The 17,516-nt window shown below is 59.2% G+C and carries 17 protein-coding genes; 4 read left to right on the top strand and 13 right to left on the bottom strand.

Going from position 1 to position 17,516, the window contains the following annotated elements; translation table 11 throughout:
• Positions 1-32: 32 nt before the first annotated feature.
• Positions 33-2,012, top strand: a complete 1,980-nt coding sequence (locus JF535_RS10985; protein WP_242523798.1) for a S9 family peptidase — start codon at positions 33-35, stop codon at positions 2,010-2,012.
• The gene (gene greB, locus JF535_RS10980) at positions 2,012-2,524 is read left to right on the top strand and encodes a transcription elongation factor GreB (RefSeq protein ID WP_207002025.1); all 513 of its coding nucleotides are present in this window, start codon (positions 2,012-2,014) and stop codon (positions 2,522-2,524) included. Before JF535_RS10985 ends, greB begins: the two co-directional genes overlap by 1 nt.
• On the opposite strand, the gene JF535_RS10975 is transcribed toward greB, so the two are convergent.
• From JF535_RS10975 to JF535_RS10955, 5 genes are all read right to left on the bottom strand, one after another.
• Positions 2,516-2,869 carry an AzlD domain-containing protein gene (locus JF535_RS10975; protein ID WP_207002023.1) on the bottom strand — a complete coding sequence of 118 codons (354 nt, stop codon included), beginning with the start codon at positions 2,867-2,869 and terminating at the stop codon, positions 2,516-2,518. The two genes, greB and JF535_RS10975, sit on opposite strands and share 9 nt — an antisense overlap.
• Complete coding sequence (locus JF535_RS10970) at positions 2,862-3,608, bottom strand: AzlC family ABC transporter permease (RefSeq protein WP_242523797.1); 747 nt, start codon at positions 3,606-3,608, stop codon at positions 2,862-2,864. Before JF535_RS10970 ends, JF535_RS10975 begins: the two co-directional genes overlap by 8 nt.
• A gap of 118 nt (positions 3,609-3,726) precedes the next feature.
• Positions 3,727-4,884, bottom strand: coding sequence for an acyl-CoA dehydrogenase family protein (locus JF535_RS10965; RefSeq protein WP_207002019.1), 1,158 nt, complete (start codon positions 4,882-4,884; stop codon positions 3,727-3,729).
• A gap of 99 nt (positions 4,885-4,983) precedes the next feature.
• On the bottom strand, positions 4,984-5,925 hold the full coding sequence (locus tag JF535_RS10960; protein ID WP_340674166.1) for a DMT family transporter: 942 nt from the start codon (positions 5,923-5,925) through the stop codon (positions 4,984-4,986).
• Positions 5,926-5,973: 48 nt separating this feature from the next.
• A complete protein-coding gene (locus tag JF535_RS10955) occupies positions 5,974-6,477 on the bottom strand; it encodes an Lrp/AsnC ligand binding domain-containing protein (protein ID WP_066964850.1) in 504 nt (167 codons plus the stop codon).
• A 139-nt stretch (positions 6,478-6,616) separates the two neighbouring features.
• On the opposite strand from JF535_RS10955, the gene putA reads away from it, so the two are divergent.
• Complete coding sequence (gene putA / locus JF535_RS10950) at positions 6,617-9,778, top strand: bifunctional proline dehydrogenase/L-glutamate gamma-semialdehyde dehydrogenase PutA (RefSeq protein ID WP_207002017.1); 3,162 nt, start codon at positions 6,617-6,619, stop codon at positions 9,776-9,778.
• Between the two features lie 142 nt (positions 9,779-9,920).
• Here the strand turns inward: putA and JF535_RS10945 are convergent, their stop codons facing one another.
• The 8 genes from JF535_RS10945 to JF535_RS10910 form a co-directional block, all read right to left on the bottom strand.
• Positions 9,921-10,316 carry a glycine zipper family protein gene (locus JF535_RS10945; protein ID WP_207002015.1) on the bottom strand — a complete coding sequence of 132 codons (396 nt, stop codon included), beginning with the start codon at positions 10,314-10,316 and terminating at the stop codon, positions 9,921-9,923.
• Positions 10,317-10,459: 143 nt separating this feature from the next.
• The gene (locus tag JF535_RS10940; RefSeq protein ID WP_207002013.1) at positions 10,460-11,221 is read right to left on the bottom strand and encodes a hypothetical protein; all 762 of its coding nucleotides are present in this window, start codon (positions 11,219-11,221) and stop codon (positions 10,460-10,462) included.
• A 15-nt stretch (positions 11,222-11,236) separates the two neighbouring features.
• The gene (locus JF535_RS10935; protein ID WP_207002011.1) at positions 11,237-11,836 is read right to left on the bottom strand and encodes a DUF2878 family protein; all 600 of its coding nucleotides are present in this window, start codon (positions 11,834-11,836) and stop codon (positions 11,237-11,239) included.
• A 13-nt stretch (positions 11,837-11,849) separates the two neighbouring features.
• A complete protein-coding gene (locus JF535_RS10930; protein WP_207002009.1) occupies positions 11,850-13,253 on the bottom strand; it encodes an SAM-dependent methyltransferase in 1,404 nt (467 codons plus the stop codon).
• Between the two features lie 59 nt (positions 13,254-13,312).
• A complete protein-coding gene (locus JF535_RS10925) occupies positions 13,313-14,071 on the bottom strand; it encodes a DUF1365 domain-containing protein (protein ID WP_207003741.1) in 759 nt (252 codons plus the stop codon).
• The gene (locus tag JF535_RS10920; RefSeq protein ID WP_207002007.1) at positions 14,071-15,351 is read right to left on the bottom strand and encodes an NAD(P)/FAD-dependent oxidoreductase; all 1,281 of its coding nucleotides are present in this window, start codon (positions 15,349-15,351) and stop codon (positions 14,071-14,073) included. The genes JF535_RS10925 and JF535_RS10920 overlap by 1 nt, the downstream gene beginning before the upstream one ends.
• On the bottom strand, positions 15,348-16,139 hold the full coding sequence (locus JF535_RS10915; RefSeq protein ID WP_207002006.1) for an SDR family NAD(P)-dependent oxidoreductase: 792 nt from the start codon (positions 16,137-16,139) through the stop codon (positions 15,348-15,350). The genes JF535_RS10920 and JF535_RS10915 overlap by 4 nt, the downstream gene beginning before the upstream one ends.
• 53 nt (positions 16,140-16,192) lie before the next feature.
• Entirely contained in the window at positions 16,193-16,645 is a 453-nt protein-coding gene (locus JF535_RS10910; RefSeq protein ID WP_207002004.1) for a nuclear transport factor 2 family protein, read from the bottom strand.
• Between the two features lie 247 nt (positions 16,646-16,892).
• On the opposite strand from JF535_RS10910, the gene JF535_RS10905 reads away from it, so the two are divergent.
• The gene (locus JF535_RS10905; RefSeq protein WP_207002002.1) at positions 16,893-17,513 is read left to right on the top strand and encodes a sigma-70 family RNA polymerase sigma factor; all 621 of its coding nucleotides are present in this window, start codon (positions 16,893-16,895) and stop codon (positions 17,511-17,513) included.
• The last annotated feature ends 3 nt before the right edge of the window (positions 17,514-17,516 follow it).

Below are 17,516 nucleotides of genomic sequence, written 5' to 3'. Positions count from 1 at the left end.
CTCGGTATACTCGGACGATAGGAGCACACAGTTTGTCCACCGAACACCAATCGCGCAGCGACACGCAGCAGCAGGCACCCTACGGAAGCTGGCCATCGGCGATCAATGCAGAGTTGCTCACCGCCGGAAACGTGCGCCTGAGTGAAGCACGCCTGTTCAACGGCAATGCCTACTGGCTGGAATCCCGCCCGGCAGAAAAAGGCCGCTCGGTACTGGTGGAGTGTGCACTGCAGGGCGCCACGCCGGTAAAGCGCGACCTGCTGCCAGCCCCCCTCAGTGTCCGCTCCAAAGCCCACGAATATGGCGGAGGCGTATACACGGTCGCGGGTGGGGAGGTATTTTTCGTCCTCGCCGCCGATCAGCGCATTTACCGTATGCCCCTGGACGGTGGCGCTCCCGAGCCCATCACCCCGGAAGGCGCCTACCATTACGCGGACCTGCAGGTTGACCCTCTGCGTAACCGACTGATCTGCGTGCAAGAAGACGAAAGCGATGCTGACCGCGAAGCTGTCGCGCGCCTGATCGCCATCGACCTCACGCCCGCACAGCAGGACGCCCGCATCACCACCCTGGTGGAAGGTGCCGACTTCTATTCCAACCCGGCACTCAGCCCCGATGGATCGCAACTCAGCTTTCTGCAATGGCAGCACCCGAATATGCCCTGGGATGCCACCGAATTGATGCTCGCAGACCTGGATGAACACGGCAGCATCAAAACCACTCGCCGGACTGCCGGAGGCAATGACGAATCCATCTTCCAACCCCAGTGGTCCCCCGCAGGGCAGCTGTTTTATGTCTCTGATCGCAATAACTGGTGGAACCTGTATCACGCCGGGAGTGAAGCACCGTTGTGGCAGGCCGATGCAGAATTTGCCACGCCCCAGTGGGTGTTCGGCATGTCCACCTACGGATTCCTCAGTGATGACAAAATATTCTGTACCTTCTCCCAAGCGGGTATCTGGCACCTGGCGCTGATCGACCTGAACACGGGTAGCGCAGAGACGCTTGCGCACCCCGGCTGCGATTTTGAAAGCATCCGTTGCGACGGCAAGCGGGCGCTGTTTATTGCCAGCGGGGCGACGGACTTCCCGTGCGTTTCGCTGTTTGATGGAGAAGACAACACCTTTTCCGTGCTCGCCAGCAGCAGTGCCACGCCGGTCGATCCCCACTGGTTTTCCGCCGCCCAGCCTGTTTCCTTCCAAGTGGGCGAACGCGAGGTACACGGCTTTTATTACCCGCCGCACAACCCGGGATTCAAAGCGCCGGAAGGTGAAAAGCCACCGCTCATCGTGTTCGGCCACGGCGGCCCAACCGGTGCCACGTCTGCTGGCCTCAACCTCAAGGTCCAGTACTGGACCAGCCGCGGTTTCGCCATCCTGGATGTCAACTATTCCGGCAGTACCGGCTACGGCCGTGCCTACCGGGACCGGCTGAAGGACAACTGGGGGGTAATCGATGTCGAGGATGTCTGCGCCGGTGCGGAGTATCTCGTTGCGCAAGGGCTGGCCGATCCTGCCCGCTTGCTGATCAAGGGGGGCAGCGCCGGAGGTTACACCGTGCTCGCCGCACTCACCTTTCACAGTACCTTCTCGGCAGGTGCCAGCCATTACGGCATTGGTGACCTCACCACCCTGGCGCGGGACACCCACAAGTTTGAATCGCGCTATCTCGATAAACTCGTCGGCCCATGGCCGCAGGCGGAGCCCGTTTATCGGGAGCGCTCGCCGATCAACCATATTGAGCAGCTCAACTGCCCGGTAATCTTTTTCCAGGGAATGGAAGACAAAGTGGTTCCGCCCAACCAGGCAGAGGCCATGGTCAATGCGTTACAAGAACGCGGTCTGCCAGTGGCCTACATCACCTTCGCCGAGGAAGGCCACGGATTCCGCAGCGCGGACAGCATCAAAATGGCTTTGGAGGGAGAGCTGGAATTTTACAGCCGCGTGTTCAACTTCCCCCTGCCCGAAGCCGGCCCCGGCATCAAAATCCATAACCTTGAGGGCAAGCCATAATGGGCCGCTGGCGACCGCCGCGCCCCCGAGGCTCGCGCTACATCACCCCGGAAGGTGCGGCGCGCATGCGCGCGGAAGTGAAGTTCCTGTGGGAAGAAGAGCGCCCCCGTGTGACCCAAGCGGTGAGCGACGCTGCCAAGCTCGGGGACCGCAGCGAAAACGCGGACTACATCTATGGCAAAAAAAGACTGCGGGAAATTGACAGCCGGGTGCGTTTTCTCACCAAGCGGCTGGAGGAAATCACCGTGGTCGATCGCATTCCCGACGATCGCGAAAAGGTATTTTTCGGTGCCTGGGTGACCCTGGAAGACGATGCGGAAAAGATCGTGAAGTACCGCATTGTCGGCCCCGACGAGTTCAACGTGAAGGAAGGCCTGATCTCCATGGACTCGCCCGTTGCCCGCGCATTGATTGGCAAGCGGCTGGACGATGAAGTTGAAATTCAGCAGATGGAGCAGTGGGTGACCTACTACATTGTGGCCATCGAGTACCCTGCCCCTACCTCACCCTGACGCAGTGGCCGTGCCCAGTACTATCACGGCGCCATACACGGCCACGCCGGCGAATACCGGCCAACCCAGGGACTGGGTGCGCTTCCACACCACGTAGGTCACCAGTACGCCCATTGCCGTAGCCAACCATGCGGCCGGCGTACTGGATGCAGGCACCAGCGACACACCAAACATAGCCGCAATCATCAATGGCCCCAGTACCGTGAGCCAGGGCGGCATCGCATCGAGCGGGTTGGCGGCCTGTTTGCGCACCAGATGGCGCCGCATCCACAGCAGCGGGAGTGCGCGCATCATCAGCGTGCCAACCGCGGTCACCAGCAGCGCCAGCCAGAGTTTGCTATCCATCCTTCGTCTCCCCTCCCCGGCGCACCCGGTCACGGGACAAGATGCTCAAGCCGTAATACACCAGCGCACCGGCCACAGCCGCAATGGGAATGGCGGCATTTTTCATACCGTAAAAGGCAAACAGGAGCGCGACCACGACGGTGGCACCCAATGTGATGGCCCACAGCCTGGAGGCAAACTTGGGGGCCAACAGCACCAGAAACAGTGCAGGAAGGGCAAACGGCATCACCTCGGCCAGCAACGGCCAGCGCTGTGTAAGTTCCTTGCCGGCCACGGCACCCAGCGCGGTGCCGCCAATCCAGCTGAACCAGGCCACCAGGGATGCTCCGACAAACCAACCCATACGATCCGGTGCCGGAAGTTGTGGCAACCGCACATGGGACAGGGCAAAAATCTGATCGGTCAGCCCGTGCATCAACCAGGGCCACCAGCGGCTACTGCTCAGCCAGGGGGCAATATTTGGCCCATACACCACGTGGCGGGCGTTGATCAGCAACGTCATGACCACCACAAACCACAGCGGTGCGCCGGCCGCCACCATCGCCACAAACAGAAACTGCGAGGCACCGGCGTACACAAGGGTGGAGATGAGCACCGCTTCCCAGCCCGTGAAGCCGGCTTGTACGGCGATCAGGCCAAAAGAAATCGCAACGGGTATATAGCCCCCGAGCAAGGGGATGGCCTCACGGGCACCCAGTTGCCACGAGCGGAGTCCACGAGGGGCAGCCTGCAAGGTCAAACGCCGATCCTTTCGCTTGCCAGCGCCACGCGCCGGATAGGTTGAAAAACACAAAGCCCCGGCAGACATCACCGGCTGCCGGGGCTTTTTCAGTAAGTTTAAGCGGTTAGCTCGCGAATTAACGCACGCCCTCTAACAGGTGCCGCGCGATAATCAGTCGCTGGATTTCGCTGGTGCCCTCATAGATGGTAGTGATGCGTACATCCCTCGCCATGCGCTCCAGCGGAAACTCGCGGGTATAACCCACACCGCCGTGCATCTGCAGTGCCACGTAGCAGGCTTCGTTGGCTTTTTCGGAGGCGTACAGCTTGGCCATGGACGCCGCCGGGCCAAACGGCTGGCCGGCATCTTTTTGCCAGGCCGCCTGCAGCAGCAACAAGCGCGCCGCTTCCATCTCGGTGTACTTGTCCGCGAGCTGCCACTGCAGCCCCTGGAACTGTGCCAGCGGCTTGCCGAACTGCTGGCGCTCCTGCAGGTAGTTCCGCGCGCAATCCAATGCTTCCAGACCGATCCCCAGCGCGAGCGAACCGATACCAATTCGCCCACCGGCCAGCTCACCGGCGGCAATACGGAAACCGCGATTTTCCTCGCCCAGCATATTGGCCGCTGGCACACGACAATCCTCAAACGCCACCTCGTTGGTGACGGACGCCTTCTGGCCCATTTTTTCTTCGGCTTTGCCGATCACCAGGCCGGGCGTGCCGGCCTCGACCAGAAAGCAGGAAATCCCCTTCCCTTTCGCCGCAGAGGCATCGGTCACCGCCCACACCACAAACACGCCGGCAAATTCCGCACTGCTGATAAACAGCTTGCTGCCGTTCAACACATAGGTATCGCCATCGCGGGTTGCCCGGGTACGCATGGCCGCGGCGTCGGAGCCGGAACTGGGTTCGGTCAGGCAAAAAGAGCCGGCGGCATACTCACCGCTGCAGATTTTGGGCAGGAAATAATTCTTCTGCGCGTCGGTGCCCATCGCCTGAATCACTTCCGCCACCATATTGGTTACCGAAGTCGTGGTCGCGGTTGAGCCGCAACCGCGGGCAATTTCTGCGATGGCAAGACTGAACGCAATGGTGCCGGCACCAGTACCGCCGTATTCCGGATCGATATTGATCCCCATGAAACCAAGTTCTGCCAGCTCCTTGAGCTTTTGCAAAAACAGCGAGCGATTGCCGGTCTTGTCCAGCTCGGCAGCAATAGGCTTCAGTTCGCTTTGTGCAAACTGGCGCGCGGCCTCCTGAATCATCTGTTGCTCGTCACTCAGCTCAAAATTCATGGTCTTCTCACCTCGCTCTCAATAGTTGCGGTGACCTTGTGGGTCGTCGCTTGTTATTTACCTTGTGGGTTATTTTCTTTTTGCACAAAGGGATAAGGGTTAACCGCCGCTTCGCAGCAACAGCCGCTTCAGCGCACCCTGCTGTATCGCCACGCCCAGCAAAATCAGTGCGAGACCGGCAATGGTGGCGAGCTGGATTCTCTCGCCCACCAGCAGCGCGATCAGCAACAGGGAAAGCGGCGGTGACAGGTAGATAAAGTTACTGATGCGGGCCGTATTGTCGCAGGTCATCATCGCCGCCTGCCACAGCAGGAAGGCAATCCCCATCTCGAACAGCCCCACATACAGGGCCCCCAGCCAGCCCGCCAGTGGCGGCCACTGCCAGGGTTCACCCCAGCCCTGCCAGATAGTGGCACCGGCCAGCCACGGCAGTCCACAGCAACAGGTCAGGAACAAGTTGACCGCTGCGTTGCCACCAATACGGGTGTTCAGCAGCCAGTAGCAGGACCAGATCAAGGTGCTGAGCAAGGCCAGCGCCACGCCCAGGGGCTCATCGAACTCCAGCCCGAGCAGATTGCCACCGGTGGCAATCACCAGCACCCCGCTGTAACAGACCGCCCCCGCCAGCAAATCCTGCCGCCGCAACTTTTGCTTGAGTAGCGGCACCGAGAGCAGCGCCAGAAGTACACCCCAGGTGTAATTCAACGGCTGCGCCTGCTGCGCAGGCAGCAGCTTGTAGGCGTGAAACAGCGTGAGGTAATAAAGAAAGGGATTGCAGAAACCCAGCGCTATATACCAGCGGTAATTGCGCTGCCAGCTCGCACGGATTTCACCGGCGCGCCGCTGCCAGATGATGGCACCCAGCATAAATAACGCCGACACTACCGAGGCAATACTGACCAGCTGCAGGGGCGTCAGGTATTGCAGCGACAGCTTGAACGCACTCGCCACGGTGGACCAGCACAGCACCGCAGCCAGGGCCAACATGGTGGCCCGGCGATTGGCGGCACTGGCGGCGCTATGCGATACCCCGGGGCTCACTCAACTCGTTCCAATAACGGCATTCAGGTACAGCACTCCGTCCTGCGATTATCGCTTGCCCGACTTGGGCTCGGGGTCCGGCACGGCAACCGAAGTATCGGTTTTTACTTCCTGCATCACGACATAGGTGTGGGTTTCGCGAACGCCCGGTACCGATGCCAGTTTCTCGCCGAGGAATCGGCGGTATCCGAGCATATCCTTAATACGGATTTTTACCAGGTAATCGAAACCACCGGCCACCATATGGCATTCCTGAACCTCTTCGAGACCGGAAACATGTTTGTTGAACGCTTCCAAGGTCCCTGTAGCGGTATCCGACAGGGATACCTGGATATACACCACAAGGCCTGCATCGACCTTGAGGGGATCCAGCAGTGCCACGTACTCCTGGATAAACCCTTCGCGCTCAAGGCGCTTCACGCGCTCGAGACAGGGCGTTGGACTCAGGTTGACCCTACGGGCCAACTCAACGTTAGGCAGGCGGCCAGCGCGCTGCAGAATGCGCAGAATCTGGCGATCAATACGGTCCAGATCTTCCAACTTCCGAGACATAACAAAATACCCTACTGGTGATTAAGCGGATAAGCCCTATATTTAACCACATCGATCCCCATTATGGCGATTAATTCTGGAACATTTACCACATAATCCGGTTTTTTATCCTGCACCCAATTCTAGTATGGGAGTCCACATGACTACACACTTCTCCGGAGACCTGCACAACGCCCGCCAGAAGGCTCGAGAATACCTGCACGCCGACGAAAACCAGTGCGTCAGTGAGCTCCTCGCCGCGCCCCGCCCCGGGGAAGCCCTGCGGGAAAAGATCCTCGCGACCGCCAGCCAGCTGGTGGTCAAATCCCGCGAGCAGCGCAGCAAGCGCGGCACCTTAGACGCGTTCCTGCAGCAGTTCGGCCTGTCGAATAAGGAAGGCGTGGCGCTGATGTGCCTGGCGGAATCCCTGTTGCGGGTGCCGGACGCCGACACCGCCGACAAGCTGATCGCAGAAAAAGTCCACTCCGGCAACTGGTCCAGTCACCGCGGCCAGTCCGACTCCCTATTCGTCAATGCCTCCACCTGGGGCCTGATGCTCACCGGCAACATCGTGGAGCTGGACCCGGACATTACCGAGCAGCCCTCCAACTGGATGAAGCGCCTGGTCAGCCGCATGGGCGAGCCCATGGTCCGCACCTCCATGATGCAGGCCATGAAAATCATGGGCGGGCAGTACGTACTGGGCCGCACCATCAAGGAAGCCCTGAAGCGCGGCCCTGCTGAAAACAAGCCCGGCACCCGCTTCTCCTTCGACATGCTGGGCGAAGGCGCCCGCACCATGGCCGACGCGGAGCGCTATTTCAACGCCTACATGATGGCCATCGAAGCCATCGGCGCGGACAACCTGAAGAAAGACCCGGACCTGCGTAACGTGGTGGAAGCCAATGGTATTTCCATCAAGCTGTCGGCCCTGCACCCCCGCTACAGCGAACTGCAGCGCGAACGGGTAATGAATGAGCTGCTGCCGCGAGTGAAGGAACTGTGCCTCGCCGCAGCCAAGTTCGACATGGGCCTGAACATCGACGCCGAGGAAGCCGACCGCCTCGATATCTCGCTGGATATTTTTGAGGCTCTCGCCCGCGCCCCGGAACTGAAAGACTGGCAGGGCCTCGGCTTTGTGCTGCAGGCTTACCAGAAGCGCTCCCCGCACGTGGCGGACTGGCTGATTGCCCTCGGCCGCGACACCGGCCGCAAACTGATGGTGCGTCTGGTAAAAGGTGCCTACTGGGATACCGAGATCAAGCACGCCCAGCAGATGGGACTGACCGACTACCCGGTGTACACCCGCAAGTGCCACACCGACCTGTCTTACCAGGTGTGCGCAAGGAAACTGCTGGACGCCCGCGATGCGATCTATCCGCAGTTCGCCACCCACAACGCCTACACCGTGGGCCTGATCCTGGAACTGGCGGGTAACGCCGACAACTACGAGTTCCAGCGCCTGCACGGCATGGGTCACCTGCTGTACGACCAGATTGAAGCCGTGCATGGCAAGCGTGTGCCGGTGCGGGTTTACGCGCCGGTCGGTGCACACAAGGACCTGCTCCCCTACCTGGTTCGTCGACTGCTGGAAAACGGCGCGAACAGTTCGTTCGTCAACCGTTTTATGGACGAGAAGACCCCGGTAAGCGAGCTGGTGCAGGACACCCTCAAGCAAAGCGAATCCTGCAACCCCTACCGCCACCCGGAAATTCCGGTGCCCGCCGATATTTACATCGGCCACGAAGCACTGCCGCGCAAGAACTCCCACGGCATCGAGCTGACCGACCCCATTGCGGTCGAGCCGATGCAACAGGCAGTTGCGGCCACCACCGGAGCCTCCTGGGCCGGTGGCCCGATCGTCAACGGCGTCGCCAGCAAGGGCGAGCAGACCGTAGTCAACCCGGCCAGCGGCGAACCCGTGGGCCACACCGCGGATACCGACGCTGCCCAGATCGACCAGGCGTTTACCGCCGCCGCCGACAGCCAGCGCGCGTGGAACCGCCTGGGCGGCAACGCGCGTGCCGACATTCTGGATAAAGTGGCCGACCTGTACGAGCAGCACCTGAACGAGCTGGTGGCAATCATCTGCCGCGAAGCCGGCCGTACACTGAACGACGGCATCTCCGAAGTCCGCGAAGCCGTCGACTTCTGTCGCTACTACGCCAACGGCGCGCGCAAGCATTTCAGTGAACCCACACTACTGCCCGGCCCCACCGGCGAGAGCAACGAACTGAGCCTGTGCGGGCGCGGTGTATTCGTGTGTATCAGCCCGTGGAACTTCCCGCTGGCAATTTTCACCGGCCAGGTGGTTGCTGCCCTGGCAGCGGGTAATGGCGTTCTCGCCAAACCCGCCGAGCAGACACCGTGCATTGCACACCGCGCCGTGCAGCTGATGCATGAAGCCGGTGTACCGGAAAAAATCTTGCACCTGATTACCGGCACCGGTGCGGCGGTGGGCAAACCCCTGCTGGATGACCCGCGGGTTGCCGGCGTGGCCTTTACCGGTTCCACCGAAACCGCCAAGCACATCAACATGCAGCTGGCGGCCAAAGACGGCCCCATCGTGCCGCTGATTGCCGAGACCGGTGGCCAGAACGTGATGATCGTGGACTCCACCGCATTGCCAGAGCAGGTAGTGGACGACGTGATCCAGTCCGCGTTCCTCAGTGCCGGCCAGCGCTGCTCCGCGCTGCGCATCCTGTGTGTTCAGGATGTGATTGCAGACAACCTGCTGAGCATGCTGAAAGGCGCCTGCGACGAGCTGACCCTGGGCGACCCATCGAAACTCGACACCGATATCGGCCCAGTCATCGATGAAAAAGCCCTCGGCCTGCTGGAAACGCACCGCGCGCGCATGCAGCAGGAAGCCAAGCCCCTGTTTGCCTTTGACGAAGCCAAGCGCCCGCAGCGCGGCACCTTCTTCGGCCCGCAAGTGGTGGAAATCGAAAACTTCGATCTGCTCAAGCGCGAAGTCTTCGGCCCGTTCCTGCACGTGGTGCGCTTCAAGGCTGAAGAGCTGGAAGATGTGATCCGCCGCATCAACGCCACCGGCTACGGCCTGACCTTCGGTCTGCATTCGCGTATCGAAGGCCGCGCCGGCGCCATCTTCAAGCGAGTGGATGCGGGCAACTGCTACGTCAACCGGGACATGGTAGGCGCCGTGGTTGGGGTCAACCCGTTTGGCGGCATGGGCCTGTCTGGCACCGGCCCCAAGGCCGGCGGCCCTCACTACCTGTTCCGTTTCGCCAACGAGAAGACCAAAACGGTCAACACCGTGGCAACGGGCGGCAACACCCAGCTGTTCACTTTGGGGCAGTAATCACCCCTCAGTAAACGCACAAAAAAGCCCGGACTTCCGGGCTTTTTTGTGCGTGATGGTACTGCCCGAGACTCCCCTCTGCGGACGCAAAAAAGCCGGGCATAAAGCCCGGCGCAACATCCTGTGGTTTGCCGAAAAATGATTAGTTCAGGACGCGATAGCCACGCCCGCGCAGGCAATTGCGCGTGATGTAATTCTGCTCTGTGTGTGCACTGCCGACGCCGCTGACACCGCCGAGCAACGCACCGGCACCCGCCCCGGCCGCGGCCGCGCTGCTGGTATCGCCGATGATGGCGCCCAGCGCACCGCCGAGTAATGCGCCACCGGCGGCGCGGGTGACACCGCGGCGACCGGCATCATTGCGCGCCGCCATCGACATAGTCTTGCAGTCCGCCAGGTCCAGTTGATACTGGCGCATGTTGACGCCGTAGGTGTCAATCACGATATTGCCCGCGCCATACACCTGTTCTTGCTGATAGGCGCACCCGCACAGAGTTGCTGTGGCCAAGCCCACAGCGGCTATGAATTTGTACTTCATTGGCGCATATCACCTCACTTGTCGTCTGCATCTACATTAGGTTTAGACGACAGTAGATAAGCGCGCCAAGTGATTTTGGGATAAGCGGGAGGCGGGTTAGATCAGATCGTTAGGCGAAAGGCGGTTGGCCGGCATCAGCCGGATCACTCACGGTAAAAGTAATCCAGCACCAGCCGCTGGGAATCACCACCGTCATCCAGCAGGTTGGTCACCCCGACAAAGCGCAACAGGCGAGGTTCCGTTTTACCTTCGGTGCGCTGGATTACGTATTCCAGATAGATATCTCCGCCGGCGATCCAGCGCAGGAAGGCTTGCGCAAGATCGACGCGGATGCACAAGTCCGCCTCTTGCCGTTGGCAGGGAACCGCTGCGGCCCGCAAACCGACGGTGCGCCCATGCACCGGCGATGCGAACTCAAACTCGAGCTTCTCGCCACGAGTCAGCGCCTGCCAGTGCTGGCGAACGTACGCGTCGAACCCAGCGTCTACGACATCCACCCTCCCCTCGGCAAAGGTGGCATCGCGAAACTTTGCTCCGGTGCGGGGTTTGTAGCGCAGCTTCCAGCCCTCGGGAAGTAGACTGGCCTGCCGCACTTCACCCATACGGAAGTCTTCCTGAGAAACCTGGGGGCGCGCACGCTGTAATATGCCGGAAGCGCCCTCCCCCTCGGTAATCCACTTTTCGGCGATTTTGCTCCCCGCGGGCCCCTCAGGGCGATAGTAGACCACACGCAGGCTACCGGACGATTGTGGCATAAAGTACTCGCAATAGCGTACCTCGGGCGCTTCCACTCCGACACCTTCCACTGCCCTCGCCTGCCCGACCACCATGGCCGCCTGCTGAACATCATCCGGTGCGGTGCAACCTGCCACCGAGAGTGCCGCTACTGCCAACCAGCTCGCCATGCCTACCTCCTTGAATTACCTCTGCGGAAAACCGGCTTTCCGGAAAACCAGGCTTCCGGAAAACACTGACGAGCGCGCACAGGCCATCAGCACCGGTAAATAAACCGCCCACAAAAGCGCGAGCAGCAGCACGGTGGCCACCACTGGCTGCGCCAAAATGACATCACCGTTAATCTTTGCGCCCACCCAGTAACTCAGGGGCCCGCCGGTAGCGCCAAACAGGGCCGCCACCCACAGGTTGCGCTGTAAAAAGCGAAACGCGAACCGAAGTGCCAGAGAAAAATTCACCCACAGAAATGCCAGCCACAGCGGCAATAACCGGAACTCCGCGGACGTGGCAAACTGCCCAAAGTGAAACAGCAGCGCATCCATCGCACCGCCCGATAACGCCACAAGCGCCACCCAGAGGAGCGTGCGAACAACGGAGCTTTTCCGTTGACCCGGGGCTGCCTGCAGATCGAACAGCCACAGATGGAGAAACAGGTTTGCCAGAGTGACCGCCGCCAGCACGGTCACGCCTGGCGACAATACGCAAACCAGCCACACCCCTTCAAACACGAGACCACTGACGAACAGCTTGCCGATACTGAGTGAACGGGATTGGGAATTGGCCACCGTATCCACGGGATCAGTGCACGGGCGGCAAGGTAGTACAACGGGGTTTGGCGAAGGTGAACTGCGCCGTGCTGATCACCCGCTCGAGGAAGCCACCCTCGCAGTAACAGAAATAGAAATCCCACATATTGATAAAGCGATCATCAAAACCCTGCTGGCGTACATCGTCGATGCGCTCAAAGAAGGCCTGACGCCAGGCACGCAGTGTCATTGCATAATCGAAAGTAATGTCATCCAGCCCGACAATTTGCATATCGGTATGGGAAGCGATGTTATCTGCCACCACCTGATTGGACGGCAGGCAACCGCCCGGGAATATGTAGCGCTGAATAAAATCAACACTGTTCTTGTACTGTTCGAAACGCTGGTCTTGGATAGTAATGGCCTGCATCACCATTAACCCATGTGGCTTCAGGAGCGCACTGCAGCGTGAAAAAAACTCGCGATAATACTTGTGCCCTACCGCTTCGATCATCTCGATGGAAACAATCTTGTCGTACTGACCATCAAGCTCACGGTAATCCTTCAGCAACAGGGTAACTTTGTCCTCCAGCCCCTCGCGCGCCACCCAGGCCTTGGCATATTCGTACTGCTCTTTCGAAATAGTGGTGGTGGTCACCCGGCAGCCAAACTTCTTCGCCGCATAGACGGCCATGCCGCCCCACCCGGTACCAATTTCCAGGAGATGATCGGACTCCTTGAGCTGCAGCTTGCGGCAAATTCTCGCCAGCTTGAACTCCGATGCGTCGGCAAGGCTGGCCTCCTTACTGGGAAAGACCGCAGACGAGTACAGCATGGTGGGGTCGAGGAACAGGCCGAAGAAGTCATTACCCAGATCATAGTGCGCCGAAATATTGCGGCGTGAGCCATGCAACGAGTTGCCATTCATCCAGTGCAGGGCCTTGAGGGCAAGTTTGTTGAAAATATTCCAGCGGGAATCGATGCTGTTCAGCAGATGCATATTGGCGACCATCAAGCGGATCACTGCGACCAGGTCCGGCGAATACCAGGCACCATCCATATACGCTTCACCGGAACCGATCGAGCCGTTCAACAACACTTGCGTATAAATTGAAGGGTCTACGACATGAATATGCGCTTCCAGAGACGCTTCAGTGCCAGCGCCGCCGAACATATGCACAACAGGATCGCTGGACAGTTCAGACTGGGTAGCGCCCGCCTCGAAATGCTCGTGAACGTAAAGAGTGCCAACGCTGACGCCCTGCAGTTTTTGCAGCACCAGCTTTCTGGCGAGGCGTTCAAACCAGGAGTCAGTGCGATCGCGCCCCTTCGATGTGTGCGCCACACTGCGCGCTGCATCCCGGGTGGTGTGCGCCTCGGGTGCCCGACCAGAACTGCGTTCTGCAGTGTGCGTTTCCGCTCCAGCAATTGCGACCGACTTGTATCCTGGCTTCATATCAACTGCTCTCCAACTCAATAATTGTTCTTACTCTTTAAGGGTATTGGCAACGCTGATCACTCGCCGGGAAGCTGGCGCTTTTCCGGATGCGTATGAACAGGTATGCGCTTGATAAACAACTTCAGCGCCTGCCAGTATATCGACATGATGATTTTTACGGTATGCATGGGAAACTGGATCAACTTACTGCGGAGCGTGGCCGCAGTGATTTCCTCCCGCTGCAGGTGCATACAGGCGTCAAACACCCGCTCGCCGTCCTGCACCGAACGAATACTCACCGTAAGTGCTTTCCCCGGTAAAGTGCTGCGCCACAGATAACTCTGCTCAAGTGGCATAAACGGCGAAACATGCAGCGTTTTGGAGAACTCGGCACGCTGCACGCGCCCTTGTGACGCCATATCCAACACATAGCCATGCCGTTCGTTCCACGGCGTGTTGTGCACATCCACCAGAAGATACTCGATATGCTCACCGGCGTGATCAAAACAGTAATACACACTGATCGGGTTCATGTTGTAACCGAAATAGCGCCAGTTCGCGAGTAGCGCAATAGGGCCACCGGGGCGCACTCCCACCTCCTCGCACACCCGGTCACGCACTGCTTTGTCCAGAGGGATGCTTGGATCACCGTAAAAATCTTCGCGGCAGAAGCGTGCGGGTGCTCCGCGCCGCGCCGACCAAAGCCAGGATTGCGAGAGAATACGTGGCAGCTCATCCAGGAAGGCGTACACCATAAAACCGCGATAGCGAAAGCTGTGCTCGCGAGGTTTTAATCTGCGGTGCTGAATCCAACCGGTATAGAGGCCGCTGCGCATCAAAAATCGACCCCCAGCCCCTTGGCTACGCGCACCGCACTGACCACGCCATCTTCATGGAAACCATTGGCCCAATATGCGCCACAAAACCAGGTCTTGTTGCCGCCGTTGATTTCACCCCAGCGGGATTGCGCCTGATTACCATTGACCGAGAACTGCGGATGCGCATACTCGTACCGCCCGATTACCTTCTGCTCATCAATCGCATCATCGGCATTCAGGGTCACGCAGTAGGTTTCCTCCGCATCCAGCCGCTGCAGGATATTCATGTTGTAGGTCAGTACCGGCAGGCGATCGTGCTCGCCCTGAAGACGATAGTTCCAGCTGGCCCAGGCGCTCTGCCGGCGGGGCAACAGGCTGGTATCCGTATGCAGAACCACAGAATTTTTTTCGTAGGGTATTTGACCGAGAATTTCACGCTCCTGCGCACTGGCGTCACCCAGGATTGCCAGTGCCTGGTCGGAATGGCAAGCAAATACCACCTGATCAAATTCACGCTGCTGCACCTGCCCGCTCCGATCACGGTATTCCAGCGTTACACCCTGTGCATGGCGCACCACCTTCTGCACCGGACAGGAGAGATGGATTTTGTCGGCATAGCTACGGGTGAGCGGCTCAATATAGCGGCGCGAGCCACCCTGAATCACTCGCCACTGGGGGCGGTTGAAGATATTGAGCAAGCCGTGGTTGTAGAAAAAGCGAATAAAGAAATCTACGGAAAAGTCCAGCATTCTGGACATGCTCGCGGACCAGATGGCAGAGCCCATGGGAATCAGGTAGCGGGATGAAAACTCCGCAGAGTAACCATTGTTCTCCAGGTAGGTCCCCAGTGTCATGGAAGACCCCAGGTCTCCCCGCTGCCAGTCTGTGACGGCATCCCGATTGAAGCGCACGATGTCCTTCAGCATCCGCCAGTGACCACCGTCGAGCAAGTTACGTCGCTGGGCAAACAGCGAATTAAAATTATTGCCTGCATACTCAAACTCGCGCGCGCCAGTGTCGGCGCATTTGGAGCGAGACACGCTGAACCCCATATCCGTGGGTTGAGACTGCACCCCGAGCTCGTCCATCAATTTAATGAACTTGGGGTACGTCCAGTCATTGAACACGATAAACCCGGTATCGATGGACAGCAACCGGCCGCCCTCCATAACATCCATGGTGGCCGTGTGGCCCCCGAGGCGCTGGTCTGCCTCAAACAAAGCGACCTCGTGTTGCTGATTCAGCAGGTAAGCTGCGGTCAATCCGGAAATACCGCTACCGATGATGGCGACGTTCATGCACCTCTCCTCAACTTTTTAATTCTTGTCATACGCGGTGCACACACACCAAACCAGATGGGCCGCAACAGCCCCAGCATGCGCAGCGGCCAGCTCAGGCGCCGGGGAAAATCAATGACCGCCTTGTTGCCGTTGAGCCCAGCCAGAATACGCTGCGCTGCCTCGTCCGGCGACATCAAAAATGGCATGTCAAAATCATTCTCTTGTGTCAGCGGCGTGTCAATAAAACCAGGTCGGATCAGCACCGTGCGCAATGGCACCTGGGATGTATCTGCTCTCAGTGCATCCATGAAGTACTGCAGCGCCGCCTTCGATGCACCGTAGGCCTCGGCGCGCGGGAAGCCCACCACCGACGAAAGACTGCCCACCGCCGCAAAAATGGGCGAGCGTGCATTGCTCAGTAGTGGCAGCGCCTCGCGCAGGGTGTTCACCACACCAAAAAAATTGGCATCAAATACCCGGCGGTAGCTGTCGATATCCAGTGTCAGTCCATCGTCGTACTCGCAGGTGCCAGCCCCGGCAATCACCGTATCCAGCTGGTCGGTGATTTCACGCAAGGCCACTCCCGCCTCTGCCATGGAGGCATCATCGCCCACATCACAGCTCAACACCCGAATCAGCTTCGGGTCCAACTGTTGCACCTTGAGCAGCGCATCGCGGTTGCGGCCGCTGACGATGACGAAGTGCCCCTCCGCCACCAGGGCGCGCACCAGCGCCTCACCAATGCCCGAGCTTGCGCCGGTAACCCAGATAGTCTTTTTCGCGGACGGTTCCATTGCATTAGACATAGCCACCTCCCATTTCCCTGTACGCCCAAGCCGGCTTTACAGCACGTTCGACATTACCGGCCACCTTGTGCACCACTCTCCGCAATCCCGCGCTTTACGTAGCGCAACACCGCGCCCAGCACAGGCACCTGCTCGTACACCATGGCGCCAAGGTCGTAGATATCTTCATGGGTAAGCACCCGGTCCGTCTCCAGATCGAGGCTCAGCAGTGAAGCGCCCCGCAGCTGCAGCAGTGCTCCGCCGCTAAGACGAGGGTGCCGGTAGTGCATGGTCCACCAAAGATTGACGGTGTTTCCATCCACCAGCGTCTGGTCAAACTCGAAGCGACACTCCCGCAGGTTCTGGGCCACGCCGGCGAAATACGCCTGCATATTGGCAAGCCCCTCAATACGGTGCACCGGATCCGAGAAAACCACGTTTTCTGCATAAACTTCAGCGATTGAGTCGGTATCTGCCGCCAAAAAGTCGGAATACAGGAGTTTTATACGTTTTACCAATGCTGCCATAGTGCCGCCATTTTGATTCCGGGCTCGAGAAAGCGCCTCGAACGATAGTTAATGAATGGACGGTCTCGAATACGCCATCGTACGTCATTCAGATTACATTCCCCCGCCGACAATTAAGCCGACAAGCCTAATTCGACAAAAACAGGGCCTGTATTGATCCAGCCGGAGATTCCCAGCGTAAGTAGCACCGACAGAGATCAAATCCATTCGCGCAAGAGGCCAGTACCGGTACAGTGATGAGGGTACAATGTTGACAACGGAACGCAGAAACAGCGAGTCAAAAATCGTGCAGGCTTCAGAGCAGACAAGAGACGACGAGTGGAGCAGTCTCCTGGTGAAAGTGGGCGAGCACCGCGACCGCCGGGCATTCGAGCGCCTTTTTGCCCACTTCGCCCCTCTTATCAAGGGATTCCAGTTCAGTCGCGGTGGCCAGAGCTCGGCGCCAGAGGCCGCCGACGAACTGGTGCAGGAGGTTATGTTTCGCGTCTGGCGCAAGGCCCCGAGCTTCAATCCGGACAAGGCCGCTGCCAGCACCTGGATATTCACCATCATGCGCAACTGCCGCATTGATGCGATGCGTCGCCGAGGGCGGCAACCAGACACGGATGACAGCCTCAATGTCGAAGACATCTGGGACGACAGCCAGGACGATCAGCCGCTGGTATACCTCCAGCAGTCCCGAAGCCAGCGCGCGGTCGCCAACGGCATGCAGGAGCTGCCGCCGGAACAGAGCCATGTAATCGAAAAAGCGTACATGGAAGGTAAATCACACAGCGAAATTTCAGAAGAGCTTGGTCTTCCCCTGGGCACAGTTAAGTCCCGGGTACGACTGGCACTGAAGAAACTCCAAAACACCATTGTCAGGTAGGGA

Source organism: Microbulbifer salipaludis (assembly GCF_017303155.1).
Taxonomy (GTDB): domain Bacteria; phylum Pseudomonadota; class Gammaproteobacteria; order Pseudomonadales; family Cellvibrionaceae; genus Microbulbifer; species Microbulbifer salipaludis.
This window is presented reverse-complemented; position numbering and strand designations above follow the sequence as displayed.

What these genes read in the sequence shown, in the direction of transcription:
- greB (WP_207002025.1), top strand. Translation starts at nt 2,012, where the DNA reads ATGGGCCGCTGGCGACCGCCGCGCCCCCGAGGCTCGCGCTACATCACC.
- JF535_RS10975 (WP_207002023.1), bottom strand. Translation starts at nt 2,869, where the DNA reads ATGGATAGCAAACTCTGGCTGGCGCTGCTGGTGACCGCGGTTGGCACG.
- JF535_RS10965 (WP_207002019.1), bottom strand. Translation starts at nt 4,884, where the DNA reads ATGAATTTTGAGCTGAGTGACGAGCAACAGATGATTCAGGAGGCCGCG.
- JF535_RS10955 (WP_066964850.1), bottom strand. Translation starts at nt 6,477, where the DNA reads ATGTCTCGGAAGTTGGAAGATCTGGACCGTATTGATCGCCAGATTCTG.
- putA (WP_207002017.1), top strand. Translation starts at nt 6,617, where the DNA reads ATGACTACACACTTCTCCGGAGACCTGCACAACGCCCGCCAGAAGGCT.
- JF535_RS10945 (WP_207002015.1), bottom strand. Translation starts at nt 10,316, where the DNA reads ATGAAGTACAAATTCATAGCCGCTGTGGGCTTGGCCACAGCAACTCTG.
- JF535_RS10940 (WP_207002013.1), bottom strand. Translation starts at nt 11,221, where the DNA reads ATGGCGAGCTGGTTGGCAGTAGCGGCACTCTCGGTGGCAGGTTGCACC.
- JF535_RS10930 (WP_207002009.1), bottom strand. Translation starts at nt 13,253, where the DNA reads ATGAAGCCAGGATACAAGTCGGTCGCAATTGCTGGAGCGGAAACGCAC.
- JF535_RS10925 (WP_207003741.1), bottom strand. Translation starts at nt 14,071, where the DNA reads ATGCGCAGCGGCCTCTATACCGGTTGGATTCAGCACCGCAGATTAAAA.
- JF535_RS10920 (WP_207002007.1), bottom strand. Translation starts at nt 15,351, where the DNA reads ATGAACGTCGCCATCATCGGTAGCGGTATTTCCGGATTGACCGCAGCT.
- JF535_RS10915 (WP_207002006.1), bottom strand. Translation starts at nt 16,139, where the DNA reads ATGTCTAATGCAATGGAACCGTCCGCGAAAAAGACTATCTGGGTTACC.
- JF535_RS10910 (WP_207002004.1), bottom strand. Translation starts at nt 16,645, where the DNA reads ATGGCAGCATTGGTAAAACGTATAAAACTCCTGTATTCCGACTTTTTG.
- JF535_RS10905 (WP_207002002.1), top strand. Translation starts at nt 16,893, where the DNA reads ATGTTGACAACGGAACGCAGAAACAGCGAGTCAAAAATCGTGCAGGCT.